Source organism: Edaphobacter sp. HDX4 (assembly GCF_036877565.1).
Lineage (GTDB): Bacteria > Acidobacteriota > Terriglobia > Terriglobales > Acidobacteriaceae > Edaphobacter.
This window is the reverse complement of record NZ_JAEDXW010000001.1, coordinates 230225-245565: the sequence shown is the minus strand read 5'-3', so window position 1 is coordinate 245565 and position 15341 is coordinate 230225. Positions and strand designations below refer to the sequence as shown.

At 57.8% G+C, this 15341-nt stretch carries 12 protein-coding genes; 3 read left to right on the top strand and 9 right to left on the bottom strand.

Annotated features, from left to right (window positions below):
* Window positions 1-2: 2 nt before the first annotated feature.
* From JAO29_RS01000 to JAO29_RS00990, 3 genes are read right to left on the bottom strand one after another with little or no spacing between them, the layout of a single operon-like run.
* Window positions 3-1028, bottom strand: coding sequence for a YpdA family putative bacillithiol disulfide reductase (locus JAO29_RS01000; RefSeq protein WP_334266304.1), 1026 nt, complete (start codon window positions 1026-1028; stop codon window positions 3-5).
* 36 nt (window positions 1029-1064) lie between these two features.
* Window positions 1065-1772: a response regulator transcription factor gene (locus JAO29_RS00995; RefSeq protein WP_334266303.1), complete on the bottom strand. Its 708-nt coding sequence runs from the start codon at window positions 1770-1772 to the stop codon at window positions 1065-1067.
* On the bottom strand, window positions 1769-2545 hold the full coding sequence (locus JAO29_RS00990; protein WP_334266302.1) for an Hpt domain-containing response regulator: 777 nt from the start codon (window positions 2543-2545) through the stop codon (window positions 1769-1771). The genes JAO29_RS00995 and JAO29_RS00990 overlap by 4 nt, the downstream gene beginning before the upstream one ends.
* A 66-nt stretch (window positions 2546-2611) precedes the next feature.
* On the opposite strand from JAO29_RS00990, the gene JAO29_RS00985 reads away from it, so the two are divergent.
* On the top strand, window positions 2612-4720 hold the full coding sequence (locus JAO29_RS00985) for a DUF2339 domain-containing protein (RefSeq protein ID WP_334266301.1): 2109 nt from the start codon (window positions 2612-2614) through the stop codon (window positions 4718-4720).
* Window positions 4717-6009 (top strand): hypothetical protein, encoded by a 1293-nt coding sequence (locus tag JAO29_RS00980; RefSeq protein WP_334266300.1) that lies wholly within the window; start codon window positions 4717-4719, stop codon window positions 6007-6009. The genes JAO29_RS00985 and JAO29_RS00980 overlap by 4 nt, the downstream gene beginning before the upstream one ends.
* A 9-nt stretch (window positions 6010-6018) precedes the next feature.
* Here JAO29_RS00980 and JAO29_RS00975 read toward each other — a convergent pair whose 3' ends face one another.
* Window positions 6019-8649, bottom strand: coding sequence for a DNA translocase FtsK (locus tag JAO29_RS00975; protein ID WP_334266299.1), 2631 nt, complete (start codon window positions 8647-8649; stop codon window positions 6019-6021).
* 355 nt (window positions 8650-9004) lie between these two features.
* Here JAO29_RS00975 and JAO29_RS00970 point away from each other — a divergent pair, with 355 nt between their 5' ends.
* Complete coding sequence (locus JAO29_RS00970) at window positions 9005-9463, top strand: PA2169 family four-helix-bundle protein (protein WP_334266298.1); 459 nt, start codon at window positions 9005-9007, stop codon at window positions 9461-9463.
* A gap of 59 nt (window positions 9464-9522) precedes the next feature.
* Here the strand turns inward: JAO29_RS00970 and JAO29_RS00965 are convergent, their stop codons facing one another.
* The 5 genes from JAO29_RS00965 to JAO29_RS00945 form a co-directional block, all read right to left on the bottom strand.
* On the bottom strand, window positions 9523-10404 hold the full coding sequence (locus JAO29_RS00965; protein WP_334266297.1) for an undecaprenyl-diphosphate phosphatase: 882 nt from the start codon (window positions 10402-10404) through the stop codon (window positions 9523-9525).
* A 43-nt stretch (window positions 10405-10447) separates the two neighbouring features.
* Window positions 10448-10921, bottom strand: a complete 474-nt coding sequence (locus JAO29_RS00960; protein ID WP_334266296.1) for a GNAT family N-acetyltransferase — start codon at window positions 10919-10921, stop codon at window positions 10448-10450.
* Window positions 10902-11912, bottom strand: a complete 1011-nt coding sequence (locus JAO29_RS00955; protein WP_334266295.1) for a tetratricopeptide repeat protein — start codon at window positions 11910-11912, stop codon at window positions 10902-10904. The genes JAO29_RS00960 and JAO29_RS00955 overlap by 20 nt, the downstream gene beginning before the upstream one ends.
* A 56-nt stretch (window positions 11913-11968) precedes the next feature.
* Entirely contained in the window at window positions 11969-13000 is a 1032-nt protein-coding gene (locus tag JAO29_RS00950; protein ID WP_334266294.1) for a threonine ammonia-lyase, read from the bottom strand.
* Window positions 13001-13062: 62 nt separating this feature from the next.
* Window positions 13063-15312, bottom strand: a complete 2250-nt coding sequence (locus JAO29_RS00945; RefSeq protein WP_334266293.1) for a patatin-like phospholipase family protein — start codon at window positions 15310-15312, stop codon at window positions 13063-13065.
* Window positions 15313-15341 lie beyond the last annotated feature (29 nt).

The following is a 15341-nucleotide window of genomic DNA, read 5'->3' as shown; positions in this document are numbered from 1 at the left end:
CGCTAATCGAACGCCACAGCCGAGACATTCCTGGACACGAGATCGTTTGCGATCTGCTTGCCATGGAAACGGCCATTCTCGATGAAGATCTCGTTCGTACGCTCGCCGGCGATGACTACACCGGCGAGATAGATCCCGGGCACATTGCTCTCCAGAGTCTGTGGATCGCATGCGGGGCAGCGATCGTTCTTCTCATCCAGCCGAACGCCAAGACCCTCGAGAAAGCTGAAGTCGGGCTGGTAGCCGGTAAGCGCAAATACAAACTGATTTGGCAGCGTACGCTCCCCTTCAGGGGTTGCCAAGGTCACCGTGTCTTCATTGATACGAGCGACTGCGCTGGAGAGATAGGCCGTAATCTCACCATTTTTGATCCGATTGTTGATGTCCGGAAGGATCCAGTACTTCACATGGCGATGCATCTCTGCCCCGCGATGAACCAGAGTGACCTTCGCTCCATGTCGCCACAGATCGAGCGCCGCAATCGCAGCTGAGTTTTTGCCTCCGATGACGAGGACATCCATGTCGAAGTAGGGATGAGGATCATGGTAGTAGTGGGAGACCTTGTTCAGCTCTTCGCCGGGAACATTCAGATAGTTCGGCAGATCATAGTAGCCGGTTGCGATGACCAGCTTGCGTGCCCTATGCGCCAGCGGACGGTCAAAGCGGTCCAGTGTGTGAACCGTGAAGTTCCCGTCGCTCCCGGTGACTTGCTTTACAGTCTGGTAGGCGCGGATGTCGAGCTGATAGTGCTCCGCAACCTTGCGGTAATACTCCAGCGCCTCGTCCCGGTTAGGCTTCTGGTTGGGGCTGGGGAAGGGGATGTCTCCGATCTCCAGCAACTCCGGAGTGGTAAAGAATGTCATGTTGGACGGATAGTGGAAGAGCGAATTGCACAGACAGCCTTTATCGATCAGAATCGCACTGAATCCTGCTCGCTGGGCTTCGATAGCACAAGCCATACCGGTCGGGCCAGCGCCAATGACCGCCAGATCGACGATCGTTTCAGTAGGGACAGGTTGCTCGCTCATGTACTTATCTTACTGAAGTAGATCGACGCGTTCGAGCTAGGCATCCAGGCTGACGAGTTTATGTGCGATGGCGAACAATGCCAGCTCCAGGCGCGTTGACACGCCGGTTTTGTCGAAGATGTTCGAAAGATGGCGCTTCACGGTCTCCTCGCTGATAGAGAACTGCTTGGCGACGTCTTTGTTGCTGCAGCCTTCCACAATGCAGGTGACGACATTAAGCTCGCGAGGAGTCAGACCGTAGGTCTTCTTCTCAGGGGCGGCAGCCGCTCTCTTGACCAGGTCATTGAGAGCCGCGACCAGGTTCATCACTCGCTCTCCGCCAATCCAGTAGTCACCTGACTGGACGGCTCGCATCGCCTTTGTGAGGTCTCCGGCTACAGAGTCCTTGAGGATAATTCCGCGCGCGCCAATCTGCAGGGCCTCGATAATCTGCTGCGTTGAGATGGTGCTGGTCAAGAGGATGATCTTCACTCGCGGCGAGCGGTCCATGATGGCGCGCATCGCCTCCAGGCCTGGAAGCCGTGGCATCAGCAGATCCAGAAGCAGGATGTCCGGCTCGAGTTCCAGCGTCTCGGTGATGGCCACATCTCCGTCTTCCGCCTCGCCGACAATCTCGAACGCTGAATCGTGCTCAACCATGTTGCGGACTCCAAACCGAACGACCGGGTGATCGTCCGCAATGACGACTCGAATCCGCGAATTTCCGTTTGATCTCTCAACAAGCGTCTTTTCGGACTCCTTCATACCGTCTTCTCCTCGCCCCCTCTTATATAGTCGTCATCGTTGATGGAAACTCTGCGTTCGCCCAATATACCTTCAAGGCGTTGGCAGGCGGACATCAAATCTTTGAGTGTATCCATGGAATCAGCTGCGAAACCTTCCTTCTCGATAGACCATGCGAGCGACTCCATCTCTGCCGCTCCAACCATCCCGCAGCTACCCCGAATTGCATGCCCCTGGCTTCTGTATTCCACCTCGTCACTCCTCTTGAATGCCTGATGAAGGAGATCCATCCGCCGTCGGCAGTCGCTTAGGCAGAGTTGGTACAGCTGATCGAGATTCTCTCGGCTCATGGATCCAGCTAATTTCTGATAAATCGTTGGATTCAGAACTGGGGTAGTGTGTGGCTTGAGCGCCGGCTCCGAAACAACAACTCTGTCGCCCTTGAGGACCTTGTTGAGCTCGTCTTCGTTGAACGGTTTTCTGAGGAAGGCATCGAATTGCTTCAGCTGGGTCTCCTCGGGCTCGCTGGCGCTCATGGCAATCAGCCGCATGTTGCTGCCGCATACGGAACGAATCCGGTTCGCAAGGGCGCCTCCGGAGATCCCAGGCATCTGTATATCAATGAGCATGGAAGTTGGCGGCTCGCTCGTCTGTTCGAGGAGTTTCAGCGCGTCCTCGGGGGACTCCGCCTGATCAGTGATATAGCCGCTTCGTGCCAGCAGAAGTTCCAGCAGTTCGCGGATCATCGCCTCGTCATCGACGATGAGAATTCGACGGGAAGGTTGCTCTGCCATGCGTGAAGATTATCAACTGCGAGTTTTCCATGCCACTCGACCGGCGCACGCAGTAGAGTAGTTGCCATGGGCTTGGAGCACCTCGGGCAGCCGAATGAGAGTAGTAAGGACGAGAGTTCCGTCGCATCAGAGTTGCGGCTGCTTACCGCTCGTGTTGAAGCGCTGGAGCGAGAGCTGGCCGATATGCGGTCAACAGGCGCGATTCGCGAACCCAAGACCCGCCCTGAACGTCCGGCGCCTCCTCCACGGCTCGAACCTCCGCTGGTGGAGACTCAACCAGTCACAGAGGAGATAGCTGCCCCGTCGCTGTCACTGGAAAATAGGTTGGGAGCGCAGGTCTTCAATCGCATCGGCATCATCGCATTGATGATCGGTGTCACTTGGTTTCTGAAGCTGGCGATTGATAACCAGTGGATCGGTCCGATTGGCCGGGTTCTGATCGGGCTCATCGCAGGAGCCGGGGTCGTGCTCTGGTCAGAACATTTCCGGCGCAGGGGATTCCCTGTCTTCTCCTTTTCGCTGAAGGCGATTGGCTCGGGTGTGCTTTATCTGACCTTGTGGGCGGCGCAACAGCTTTACCATCTGTTACCGCCCTCGGCTGCGTTGGGAGGGATGATTCTCGTTACTGCCTGGAATGCCTATATGGCTTGGGCACAGGATGCTGAGCTTCTTGCTGCTTACGCCCTGGCTGGTGGTCTGGCAACGCCGTTGCTGCTTTCAAGTGGCGGCAACCATGAAGTCTTTCTCTTCACCTATCTCCTGGCCATCGATGCAGCGACGGTCGCGCTGGCGCGAATAAAGCCGTGGTACCGACTGCTTGCAGGCGCATTCCCGGCAACCGTCCTGTATTTCATCTTCTGGTATGCCAGCTTCTATGAGGAGTCGGCCTTCTCGATCACATCAGTGTTCGTGGGGCTATTCTTCTTGCTGTTTGCAACCGTCCCACTTGAGACCCGTGGCAACGAGGCTGCCTCTCAATATCTGCCCGGGCGTTTCGCACGTTCCTTTCGTTCCGTCATCCTTCCTCTTGGGGATGCAGCATTCGGCTCCCTCGCGATGTACTCCGTGATGCAGGACTCGGGTCGTCATTGGTTCCTGCCGTGGCTTATGCTCATCTTCGCCGCGATCTATCTATTAATCGCCCGGCTTCCACAATCTGCCACCCCTGCTGCGATTCACCTCTCGCTTGCGGTCGTCTTCCTCACCATCGCCATACCGCTTAAGGCGAGTGGCCATTGGATAACGGTCGGCTGGCTGATGGAAGGAGTAGCCCTCCTCTGGGTCGCGGTTCGCATCTCCCTTTCGCGTGACACCTCCGTCGAAGCGGCGCTGTCGTCCTCTGAATCCGGCAAGGTCCTGCTCTGGCTTGCGGCGGGTTCGTTGGTCCTGGGGCTCTCCAGTGTCTTCGCACTGCCATTCTGGTATGACACTGGGACTAGGGCAACACTGTTTAACCGCAACCTCGCTACTGCAATCAGCGCCGCTGTAGCCTTCTCGCTAGCCTTTTGGCTCGCATGGCGGGCGAAACAGACCAATCCCGGTCAGGATGTTTGGGCACGATTTGCGCTGGCAGCCGCACTTGCGCTCGATGCGCTCGCTGTCCTCATCAGCCTGCGCGAGATTGCGTCAACCATGAGCGCACGAAGTAGTACCCCGTTTTGGAACACTGACTTCGCGATGGCTCTGCTGGGTCTGGCAACTCTTTCGGGGATGGCCTGGATTTGTTTGCGCGTCGCTTTGACAGATCGGGCGAGCTTGGTTTGGCTGCAGCTTTCCGGAGGCTCGGTAATACCAGCTAACCTGGTTGCGATTCTGACAGGCGTTCGCGAGATCAGATCTCTCTGGCCAGCGACGCTGGCAAATCTCGACTCGGAGCTTCAGCGGGCACTCGCCGTCTCTGCATTCTTAATGGCATACGGAGCGGTTCTTCTTGCGGCAGGCTTCTGGAAGCGTAGCTCCTTCATTCGCTGGCAGGCTTTGATCCTTCTGGTGTTTAGCATCGGCAAAACCTTTCTCTACGACATGCGTAACCTGAGCCAGGGATACCGCGTTGTCAGCTTCTTGGGTCTGGGTGTCCTTCTGATGACGGTAAGTTTCGCGTATCAGAAAGACTGGCTCGCCTTGAAGGAACAGAATCCACAACGAGGATCGGAAGACATAGGAAACAGCCGGTGAAACTGATCTCTCTCCTCCTTCTGCTGTTCTGGCAGGCTGGTGCGAATCCAGCAACGACCGTCACGGCGCAGCGGCAGTATTTTCTGTATCAGCGCGCAATTGTGCCAACGGCAGTGGGGCAAAACTGTGCGGTACTGGACGCCGCGACCTTCGCGCATGCGGCGGGATCACTCCGAGACCTCAGATTGTTCGCGCAGACGGCAGCCCCGCGAGAGGTTCCTTACGCCATCACGCTCAGCGAGCCTGTTCAGCCCGATGCCGAACCGGCACGTGTCTTGAATCTTGGAATCAGGGAACACCTGGTCAGCTTCGACCTTGTTATGCCTCGCCGTCCTTATACTGCGGTCGTGCTGGATCTCGCTGCCACCGACTATGTGGCAGTGGCAACGGTGACAGGAGTTGATCAGCCCGGTAAGATCTCCGGAACCTGGCTCGGCGAATTTACTCTCTTCGATCTCACCTCTCAGCATCTCTCCCGCAGCACCACGTTGCCCTTGCAGGAGTCCACCTTCCCCTATCTGCATGTAGAACTCAGAATCTCACCTGCTCCTGGAGTGCGCCGTCTTCAACTCTCACCTCGCATAGTGCGAGGAGCATCTGTTCCGCCCAGCCGCGAGGCTCAGACCGTCTTTGTGCCTGCTGTGGAAACGCGCTCCGTCAGCCAGCGTGGACGTCAAACGGTTGCCCGTTTCGCACTTCCGAAACATGTCCCAATCGAACGGGTCTACTTCGTTCTGAGCTCGGGGTATAGAGATAACTTCAGTCGTAACGTGGTCATCAGCGATCACGCCTCCGGCATGCCGGCTTCGGCGGGAGAGGTACTCTCCGGAAATATATTCCGGGTGCGCCTGACGCAGGCTGGAACGGAGATCAATCAGCAGCAGCTCAGCGTACCGGCCACGCTCGGATCTAATCTGCAGAGCTCGGCCGAGGTAGAGGTGACCGTCAACAATGGGGACGACCAGCCGCTGCCCATCGTTGCGGTAGAGCTGCAGATGCGCCAGCGAAGGCTCTGCTTCAACGCCACCTCGATGGATTCCCTGACACTCTTCTACGGAGACTCAACCCTTGCCGCGCCCGAGTACGATTTTGCTCGCACGATCCAGTTCACAAACCAGAGCGCGCCCGCCCGCGTAGGTCCTGAGCAAAGGAATCCGGCCTACACGCATCGCCCCGATACGCGATCTCTTACGGAACGACATCCGGAGCTGGTATGGGTAGCGTTTCTGGCCGTCGTTTGCATCCTTGCAGTCGTTGCGATCCGCTCGTCCAGGCATCTCCCGCGTTGAGGTGTAGCTCTACCGCATCGCAGCGTCAGCTTCCTTCAGCCAGTTCGCGGACTTCAGCAGCTCTCGTGGCTTGGAACCATCCGCCGGGCCTACCAGACCGTCGTTGTACATCATATCGATCAGGTGAGCGGCACGGCCGTAGCCAATCCGCAGCCTCCGCTGGAGAAGCGATGTCGAGGCCTTCCCGAACTCAAAGACGAGACGAACTGCATCATCGTACATGGGATCGTCTGCCTCTCCATCCGAGCTTCCATCGAGATCCCGGCCAGCCTCGTCCTTCGGACCCTCAAGGAAGCCCTCCACGTATTCCGCCTCGCCCTGAGCCTTCCAGAAATCGGTGACGGCTGAAATCTCCTTTTCCGTTACGAAGGGGGCATGGACTCGCTGGACCCGGCTGGTTCCGGGAGGTAGATACAACATGTCGCCCCGCCCCAGTAGACTCTCAGCGCCATTGGAGTCGATGATCGTGCGGGAGTCTACCTTGGTTGCCAGACGGAAGCTCATACGTGTCGGAACGTTGGCCTTGATAAGGCCCGTGATCACGTCGACCGATGGCCGCTGCGTCGCCAGAACCAGGTGAATGCCAACCGCGCGCGCCATCTGGGCGAGTCGCGTAATGGCCTCTTCCACGTTGGCTCGATCCAGCATCATCAGGTCGGCCAGCTCATCAATGATGATCATGATGTAGGGCAGTGGCTCCTGGTTTACATCCTCGAACAGATGTCCGCTGCCACTCTCGAAGAGTTTGTTGAACTGGTCGATGTTGCGAACGTGATTCGCAGCCAGCAGCTTCAGGCGGCGTTCCATCTCGCGAACTGCGTTGCGCAATGCATTGGCCGCGAGCTTGGCTTCAGTGATGATAGGTGTAAAGAGATGCGGGATGCCTTCGTACATCCCCAGCTCTACCCGCTTCGGATCCACAAGGATCATGCGAACCTGTTCAGGAGTCGATTTGAACAGGACGCTCATAATCATGGCATTGATCGCAACCGACTTACCGGAGCCGGTCGAACCCGCGATCAGAACGTGTGGCATTGCGGCTAGGTCGCCCGTCACGATGCGCCCATTGATGTCCTTGCCCAGGGCAATCGGAAGTTTTGACTTCGACTGCGCGAAGCTCTCACACTCCACCACATCGCGCAGCCAGATCGTCTCGCGTGTGGAGTTCGGCACCTGGATTCCGACGGTCGATTTCCCGGCCATCCGCTCGATCAGAATGCTCTCGGCGGCCATCGCTAGGCAGAGGTCATCAGCCAGACCCGTCACGCGCGAGTACTTGACCCCGGCATCCGGCTTGAACTCGAACGTGGTCACGACGGGTCCTGGGTTGATGTGGGTCACCTGTCCATCGACGTCGAACTCGGCACACTTCTCGACCAGCACGCGAGCTTCTTCACGCAGAGCGTCCTCTCGAATGGTCGACTGTTCCTCACTGCGGTGTAGCAGGGAAGAAGGTGGAAGTTTATAGCCGCGTACACTCTTCGGCGTAATGGCGACCGCCTTGATATCGGCATCGGCCCGCTTGCCGAATGAGATTCCGCTCTCGGAGGGTGTATGCGAAGCCGGTGCTGCCGCTGGAACTTCTTCGATCCGCTTCCTCACCGGCGCTGGATCGGCGTGCGCCGGGGGCTCCGGCTTCACCCTCTCGTAGTCAAAATTGGAGACATCGTCGATCGCTCGAAGCGCGGTCGCAGCTTTGGCAAGCTCTTCGGTATAGGGTGCCGCCGCTGCTGTTGCTGTGCTGATTGCCGTCACCGGGGGCGCATCGACCATGGTTCGCGGCATAGCGCCCCACACGGAAGATTCCGCAGTTGCCAGGGGTTCTTCCGGCTCGGCCACAACAGCCGTTCTCTTTCTTCGGCTCAGCCATCCGAAGAGGCCTCCAAGCAAAGTCGAGCTCGACGCGCTCTTGCGTGCTTCAGCCTCATGAGCCTTCCGTTCTGCCAGCTCACGCTCTCGCCTCGCACGAAGCTCTGCGCGTTCCCGCTTGCTGCCGTACTGCTCCGCAGGCAGATCCTCGCCCTGGCGGCTCTCACGCCAACGCACCCAGCGGTCCCACATCCGCTGTGCGAAGCCGAAGCGCATCGTGGTCCATTCCCGGGCCGTGTTGAAGGTAAAAGTAGTCGCGAGATAAAGCGAAAGAGCGACCATAAGCGCGAGGACAATCGAAGCCCCAGGCAGGTTGAGATAGGCCACGAGCATGTCCGCCAGAAGGCGTCCGCTGGTGCCTTCAATCGGGAGCGTCCCCCGCCAGAGCAGATGGCCCGGCAGCAGCGCAATCGCCGCTGGCCCAAAGACCACCCACATAGCCAGACCGACAGCTTTGGCGACTGGAGATCCGGCTGGTCTGGACATCATCCAGCAGATTCCAAGACGAGCAAGCACGAGTGGCAGAAGAAAAGCGGCTACGCCGATCGCCTGCAGCATCGCGTCTGAGACATAGGCGCCCGCAATTCCTGTCCAGTTATGAGCGGGTCTTCCCGTTATATAGCTACCAACTGTATTGAAGGAGCGATCTGTCGGTGTATAGCTTACGAGGGCAAGACAGAGCAGACTCGCAGCCACCAGGACCGTAAGTCCAATGACTTCATTCAGACGGCGATTACGGGTCGGGGTCGAAACAAGTCTAAGCGTCTTCATGGGGAGTTGCACAGCCTCTCTCACGCCGGCGGCCGAGCCTCCGTGCCGGCCGGTCGTAGCTGTTGGCTACCGAGGCTTGAATCACCAGAGCAACTTCGATTATCCCAGACACGGTCGACCGCGACGCGCACCAAAACGAAAAACTGACTCGAGGTATCCGGATGCAAACCGGGGCCACAAACCTGCATCTATCTGTTCAACATACCGCCGGGATATCTCCGGCGGCCCTTAGTTATCCAGTGAGCAGGGGAGTGGGGTTTTCGCGATTTCTCCTGCTTGCCGCCGGCGAAGGAGAATCGCTGACAGCCGGCGGACCCTGCTCCACTGGAACCCTAATCCAAAGAAAGAGGTTTGCATGCCCACGGACGCCGGCAAGCGGAACGAACTGCATCTTGCTCTGATGTCTGTCATTAACATTCTTATCGACGGCCAAAAAGGCTTCGCCGATATCGGAGATCACCTCAAAGACGAGACCCTCAAGCGCTATTTCCTCGCTGAGTCGCTGAAGCGGGCGCGCTTCCGTGGAGACCTCGAAGAGGTCCTTCATCAAAACGGTTTTCACGACATCAAAGAGTCGGGCACGACTGCCGGCACGCTTCATCGTGTATGGAGCGACCTGAAGGCAAAGCTGGGCGGTGGAGATCACAGCCTGCTGGCCGCCGCCGAAGACGGGGAGGACGCTGCCAAAGAAGCCTATGCCGACGTTCTCAAACAGGATCTACCCCTACCAGTACGCCAGACTCTGGCAGAACAGCAGGCCCACATCTTAACGGCACACGATTACGTAAAGAGCCATCGGAATCAGCAAAACTAAGACTTCGATGCGATCAGAGATGGTGTTGAAGGGCGAGTTCGAAACTCGCCCTTCAACCTTTAATAGCCAAGGTGGTGGAGGTAAAACACTACAGCGGATGCCAGCAGGCAATAGATACCGAACAGATACCAGCGTCCTTCTTCCAGCCAGGCGCTCAACCATCTGAGAGCCACCAGTCCCGCGAAGAATGCGAGCACCATGCCGATCAGGCTCGTTGCCACACTGGATTGCAGGTCGATAGCCGCTCCTGTCGCCGCCGCCTCATGCGAAGCCTTCAGGAGGCGCATCGCCTCACGTAGCACCACTGGCGGAGTCAACACGACAGCAAGCGCGAAGCTGAATCGCTCCGCACGGTCCTTGCTGGCGTCAGCAAGCATCCCTGTGGAGATCGTCGCTCCTGACCTTGAGAATCCACGGAAGGGAAGGCACAGGCCCTGAACTGCTCCCATCCACCCCGCCTGTCCCATCGTCACGCTGTTGCCGTACACCTGCTGAGGTGGTGGTCCCTTACGTTCCCGAAGCCCGGCGATGATTATCAGCACTCCCGCAGCGAGAAGCGCAGGCGCAATCAGATCCAGCCTTCCGAACAGCTCTTCAATCTCCGCCTTGGGAGCTCCGTGGAACATCGTCTTCTCGATCGCGGTCTTTACGATCACGCCAATAATTCCTGTAAGAAGAGTCGCCCAGACAATGCGAATCAGGAAGCGTTTGAAGGCATCGCCGCTTGAAAAATATGTCCGCTTCCACTGCTTCCAAAAGTAGGCGATCACGGCAAACATCGTGCCTGTGTGCAGCATCACCAGCAGCATAGTCATCTGGGGAGAGGATGGATCCAGGCCCATCAGCTTCTCCGCTACCACGACGTGAGCAGAGCTCGAGACCGGCAGAAGCTCGGCGAGTCCCTGCACAATGGCGAGCACAATAACCTTCAAAATCGGCATGGTCTCATGCTACATGTTCAAACTTAGGATTCTGTTAAGACCTTTACTCCGTCTCGTTCAGGAGTATCTTTTCAAACACGGCAGAGGTCTTCGTCTGGACGAAACCCTCCCGCAGATAGAAACGGTGCGCCCCCTCGCGAGTCATCCGGGAGGTCACCCGGACCACGGAGATGCCTCTCTCCTGGCTCCATTGCTCAACCTCACCGCACAGCCTCTTGCCTATGCCAAGCGAGCGAACGTCGTCCTTTACCACCAATCCCGTAATCAGGGCATGAGGTTCCGATTGCAGGTGCTTGACCTCCTCAGCTTCGATCCAGCCGACTACCCTGTCCTGCACCGTGGCGACCAGAGCCAGGTGGTTCGCCGGAAGCGGAAGCAGACGAGCTATCCGCTCTCTCATCGTCTCGGCTGAAACCTCGTATCCGAGCTGGCCGCTTAGCGCCGCAACTGCCTCGGCGTCTTCCATCGCAATTGGACGTGTGACGATCTCCTGCCCATCAATCGCGATCATTGCCATAGAGGGGAATCCCTTGATTGACTTTGTAGGCGATGCTGATTGCGCGAGCCGTAAAGTCCGTTTGCGGGAACTTGGCCTTCATCTCCGTCGCCAGCTCCTGTGTCTTTGAAGCAGCCGAGTCGGCCTTCTTCTTCTCGTCCTGGACCGTATACATGGTCACAACCGTAGCTTCACGATAGATGGCGTTATAAAGAGCCTGGGCGGTTCGGGGACCATCGGGAAACTGGCGCGCATACTTCTCATAGAGCTCAGCTTCCTTTTCAGGACATTTCGGCAGACCCTGCCAGTCGCCACAGATCTTGTTGTCCAACATCTCATAGGCAGCCATCGCGGCATACTTCGACCCGGGGTAGTTCTTCAGAATCTTCTTCATCTCACCCTCGAAGATGGTGGGACGGAGAGAAGCGTCCTGCTCCTTGGCCGAGGGAAGGGAGCTGATATCGCGCTTCTCCAGCTGCCAGCGGATATCGGCCGAGCGCCATGCGGCCTCTGGCGCGAGACTCGATTGAGGAAAGTAATCGGAGACGCGGCGATAGAGCAGATGCGCCTCCATTGCTGCGTTCTTCGGCGCATTCGGCCGGCTGGCAGCATCTTCGAGATCGGCGGCAGCTCCATAAAGAATCGTGTCGCCGCTTGGCGTCGTCGGTCCCACGACGCCCTTGTCGCGGATCCATCCTGATGCAGGCGTAGGAGCGGACTCATCTCCGAACTCGGGTTTGTCCTCCGGATCTTCCTGGACATCCGTATTCGCAAAGACCTTAACCCAAGGAGTACTGCGCTCCACAATCACAACCTCGTGTCCTGGCTCGACCATGGAGAGTCGCTGCGAGTTCGCATCCGCCGCCACATAGACGCTAGCCTCGTGCAGGACTGTCGCCCGAGCTGCAAGATCGTATCCGGCACCGTTCTTCGGCTTCTGCGCCAACGCACCTGATGACAGCAACACCACTGCCGCACCCGCACTTAGCCAACGCAACCAGTTGATTCGCATATTCGACATATCAGATTAGACGGCACCCTCGCCGTGCTGGAAGCATTTCGTTCGCTTCAAGCGTCATGCGAAGGTGTCATCTCGGCCTCCAGCCGTTCTCGCAGAGCAGGTTCCAGGTTTCCTCCGCTCAGGATGACGACAACCTTGCGCGCGGGCGGAAGCTCTCTCGCGTGGAACAGCGCCGCCGCGAGAGTAACGGCTCCGCTGGGCTCCGCCACCAGCTTCGTCGCCATCAGGATCGCGCGCATCGCTGCAAAGATCTCCTCCTCGCTTACGGTAACGATTCCATCGACGTACCGCAGCACATGTTCGAAGTTCAGCACGCCCATGCTCTGGGTCCGAAGACCATCGCCAATGGTGCGCACCGTCTTCTCTGCCGGCCACTCAACCAGCTTCTTCGAATAGAAACTCTCTCTGGCATCCGCGGCCAGCTCCGGCTCGACGCCCCACACCTTCACATTCGGCGAAGCCAGACCTGCCTCGGCTGCCAGCTTCACCGCACTCGCGACTCCGCTCAGCAGGCCTCCACCGCTGACTGGCGATAGCACCAGGTCGACATCCGGCAGCTGTTCCACAATCTCGAGCCCACATGTCGCCTGTCCCGCGATAATCTGCAGCGCATCGTAAGGAGGAATCATGTTGTACCCGTACTCGGCGACAAGCTCTTCCGCCTTCAGGCGGCGCTCGGACGACGCGGGGCCAACCTCGACAATCTCCGCGCCAAGCGCCTTTGTAGCAACCTTCTTCACCTCAGGTGCATTGGATGGCATAACGATGACTGCCTTGCTGCCCACCTCACGCGCAGCATAGGCCACTCCCTGCGCGTGGTTTCCGCTCGAGTAGGTAATCACGCCTCGCGATCTTGCCTCAGGCGAAAGCTGCGAAACCATGTTGTAGGCGCCGCGCAGTTTGAAGCTGCCGATCGGCTGCTCGTTTTCTGCCTTGATATAGAGGTCGAACTCCGGCTCGGGCAATTCGAGCATCTTCAGTCGCGCTCTCTCAACGCGGTACAGCGGTGTCCGAACTGCAACCCCGCCAATCCTGTCTTTGGCTTCCCGTATCTCGCTCAGCGTCACAAACTCGCTCATAGAAGGCCATCATAAATGGACCCTCCACGAATGCACCGCCCACGCAGGGCGATTCTCCGGAGTTAGAAGACGCGTCCCACTCCTAAGAACCAGCGCCGATGACCGCTGTCTCCTATGCTCAGACCGCCGGCTACAGGGCCGATCAGCGTCTTGATGACAACCGTGCCCGCCACGTCGTTAGGGGTTTCGGGTGTCTGCGGGTTTCCGCCATACATCTTGCCAATCTCGTACAGGCCGCCAGCGTAGATGGCATCTGCAAAGAGCGGATTCAGCCTTGCCAGAAGGTGGAGATAACCCACTTGGCCCAGGAAATAGTCCGTTCCAAGCAGCTCATTTCTTGCATACGCACTCAGGCGCAGTGGTCCCCCCAGGGTCAGACCAGCAAGACCGAGATTATCGGCCCCGAAGCTGGTTCCTCCCTCGGCCGTGCCAAACAGCACGCCTCGACTTTTGATCGGAATGAACTTCTCGAGACGGCCCGACATCTGTGACAGGCCGCCCGCATCATTCGGTCGCTTTGTGGAGTAGTGGTACGTCACGGATGCCATACTTCCAGCGGTGGGAACCATGTAATCGTTCTGGCCCAAGTATTGAAAGCTCACCCTGCTAACAAGCGGTACAAGGCTGAACTCCCGCTGCTCATCGGTGCCGATGGTCCGGTGTTCGTTGTACCACTGAACATCTTCGCCCACCCGTAACTCCGTCCGCGCATTGAAGATATAACCCAGATCGACGCCCAGTCCGTTCCGATTCTCCCGATACTGCTCGAGCTGCTGGTTGCCCACATAATATGGATTCGTCTGTCGCAAGAGGTAGGCATGGGGCGCAACGAAGGCACGGGAACCGGCCTTCAGTGGCTTGAACAACTCGGCATTTAGACCTGCCGGTTGTCCCAGCTGCCCATTCAGTCGAATCTCAGATCCCGGACCGACCGCATTGAAGAAGGTCGCGCGCACCCCGATGCCCAGCGCCACATTATTCGCATCGTTGGCTAGAATCGGCACTCCGAGATTCATGAACGGAGGGCCCCATGTCTTGTTTCGCGGTCGGATCAACAGGCCGACTTTGCCGTCCTTCTCCGTCAGGTTGTAGTTGATCGTGGAGTAAAGTCCGGTTCCCTGGAGGTCTGCGATGCTCTTCTGGAGACTCGGAATGTCGATTGGCTTACCGATGTACTCCTGAAAATGAGCATGGATATCGGTCTGTTGCGTGCCTCCGACCCCATAAACCTCGACAAACTGCGGGGCCGGAACCTGGGTCTTTCTGCGCGCCTCCCGCTCCGCCATATAAGCAGCCCAGTCGGCATCGTTTAGCGCGTACTTCTCCAGATCCTGCGACTCCAGCCCTGCGGCTTTGTAACCGAGGGGAATGATCTCCTCGTTCTTCTCAAAATCGAGCGTGCCGACTTTACTGACGTCGGACGATACAACGACATCTGAGTTCTTCAGACTCTCGATCTCATTGCTCGCCACCATGATGGACACATTCCGTCCCACCACTCCGGTCAGGGAAGTGAGCACGTCTTTGTGGACTGGACCCGCATTCAGATAAGACGAGATCACCACCTGTGCACCCATCTCCCGTGCTACATCCACGGGCAGATTGTCGACAGCGCCCCCGTCCGAGTAAACGTCATTGCCGTGGTGCACTGGAGAGAACAGCCCGGGAATCGACATGGTCGCTCGAAGCGCCTGTGAGAGCGATCCATCCTCGAAGACATGCGGCTGGCCTGTATTCAGTTCTGTCGCGACACACCGGAAGGGAATTGGAAGGTCATCGAAGGTCTTTAGATCCCAATAGGGCAAAACTACGCGGTCGAAAAGCAGGCCTACGGCGGCTCCGGAATTTAGCGCCGTCGGCAACGTAATGCCATGAATCAGACCAAACTCCAGACGATTGGGATAGGCCAGTTTGTCCTCTTTACGTCTGTACCCAAGAGCACTAAAAGGAACCTGCCCGCTAAGCACTGTGGGCCAGTCGATCCCCTGTACAAACTGTTTGATCTCGTCAGGCGACATCCCGGATGCATACAGGCCGCCAACCAGACCTCCCATACTCGTCCCCGCCACGTAATCGACGGGAATGTGATGTTGTTCCATCCATTCAATGACACCGATGTGGGCAAAGCCGAGAGCTCCGCCTCCCTCAAGCACCAACCCAATCCTGGGGCGGCCCTTTGGCTGAGAGGATGAGGCGACTTTTCTGGTTTGCTGACCGGCTGCAGTCTCATGCTGTTGACCCGCATAGGCAGCCGTGCCCGGCACAAACAGCGCACCCACTAGCGTCAGGATCAAACCGCGGGAAGATGCCAAGCTCAACATACCTTCACCATCTCTTTCAG

What these genes read in the sequence shown, in the direction of transcription:
- JAO29_RS01000 (WP_334266304.1), bottom strand. Translation starts at nt 1,028, where the DNA reads ATGAGCGAGCAACCTGTCCCTACTGAAACGATCGTCGATCTGGCGGTC.
- JAO29_RS00995 (WP_334266303.1), bottom strand. Translation starts at nt 1,772, where the DNA reads ATGAAGGAGTCCGAAAAGACGCTTGTTGAGAGATCAAACGGAAATTCG.
- JAO29_RS00990 (WP_334266302.1), bottom strand. Translation starts at nt 2,545, where the DNA reads ATGGCAGAGCAACCTTCCCGTCGAATTCTCATCGTCGATGACGAGGCG.
- JAO29_RS00985 (WP_334266301.1), top strand. Translation starts at nt 2,612, where the DNA reads ATGGGCTTGGAGCACCTCGGGCAGCCGAATGAGAGTAGTAAGGACGAG.
- JAO29_RS00975 (WP_334266299.1), bottom strand. Translation starts at nt 8,649, where the DNA reads ATGAAGACGCTTAGACTTGTTTCGACCCCGACCCGTAATCGCCGTCTG.
- JAO29_RS00970 (WP_334266298.1), top strand. Translation starts at nt 9,005, where the DNA reads ATGCCCACGGACGCCGGCAAGCGGAACGAACTGCATCTTGCTCTGATG.
- JAO29_RS00965 (WP_334266297.1), bottom strand. Translation starts at nt 10,404, where the DNA reads ATGCCGATTTTGAAGGTTATTGTGCTCGCCATTGTGCAGGGACTCGCC.
- JAO29_RS00960 (WP_334266296.1), bottom strand. Translation starts at nt 10,921, where the DNA reads ATGGCAATGATCGCGATTGATGGGCAGGAGATCGTCACACGTCCAATT.
- JAO29_RS00955 (WP_334266295.1), bottom strand. Translation starts at nt 11,912, where the DNA reads ATGCGAATCAACTGGTTGCGTTGGCTAAGTGCGGGTGCGGCAGTGGTG.
- JAO29_RS00950 (WP_334266294.1), bottom strand. Translation starts at nt 13,000, where the DNA reads ATGAGCGAGTTTGTGACGCTGAGCGAGATACGGGAAGCCAAAGACAGG.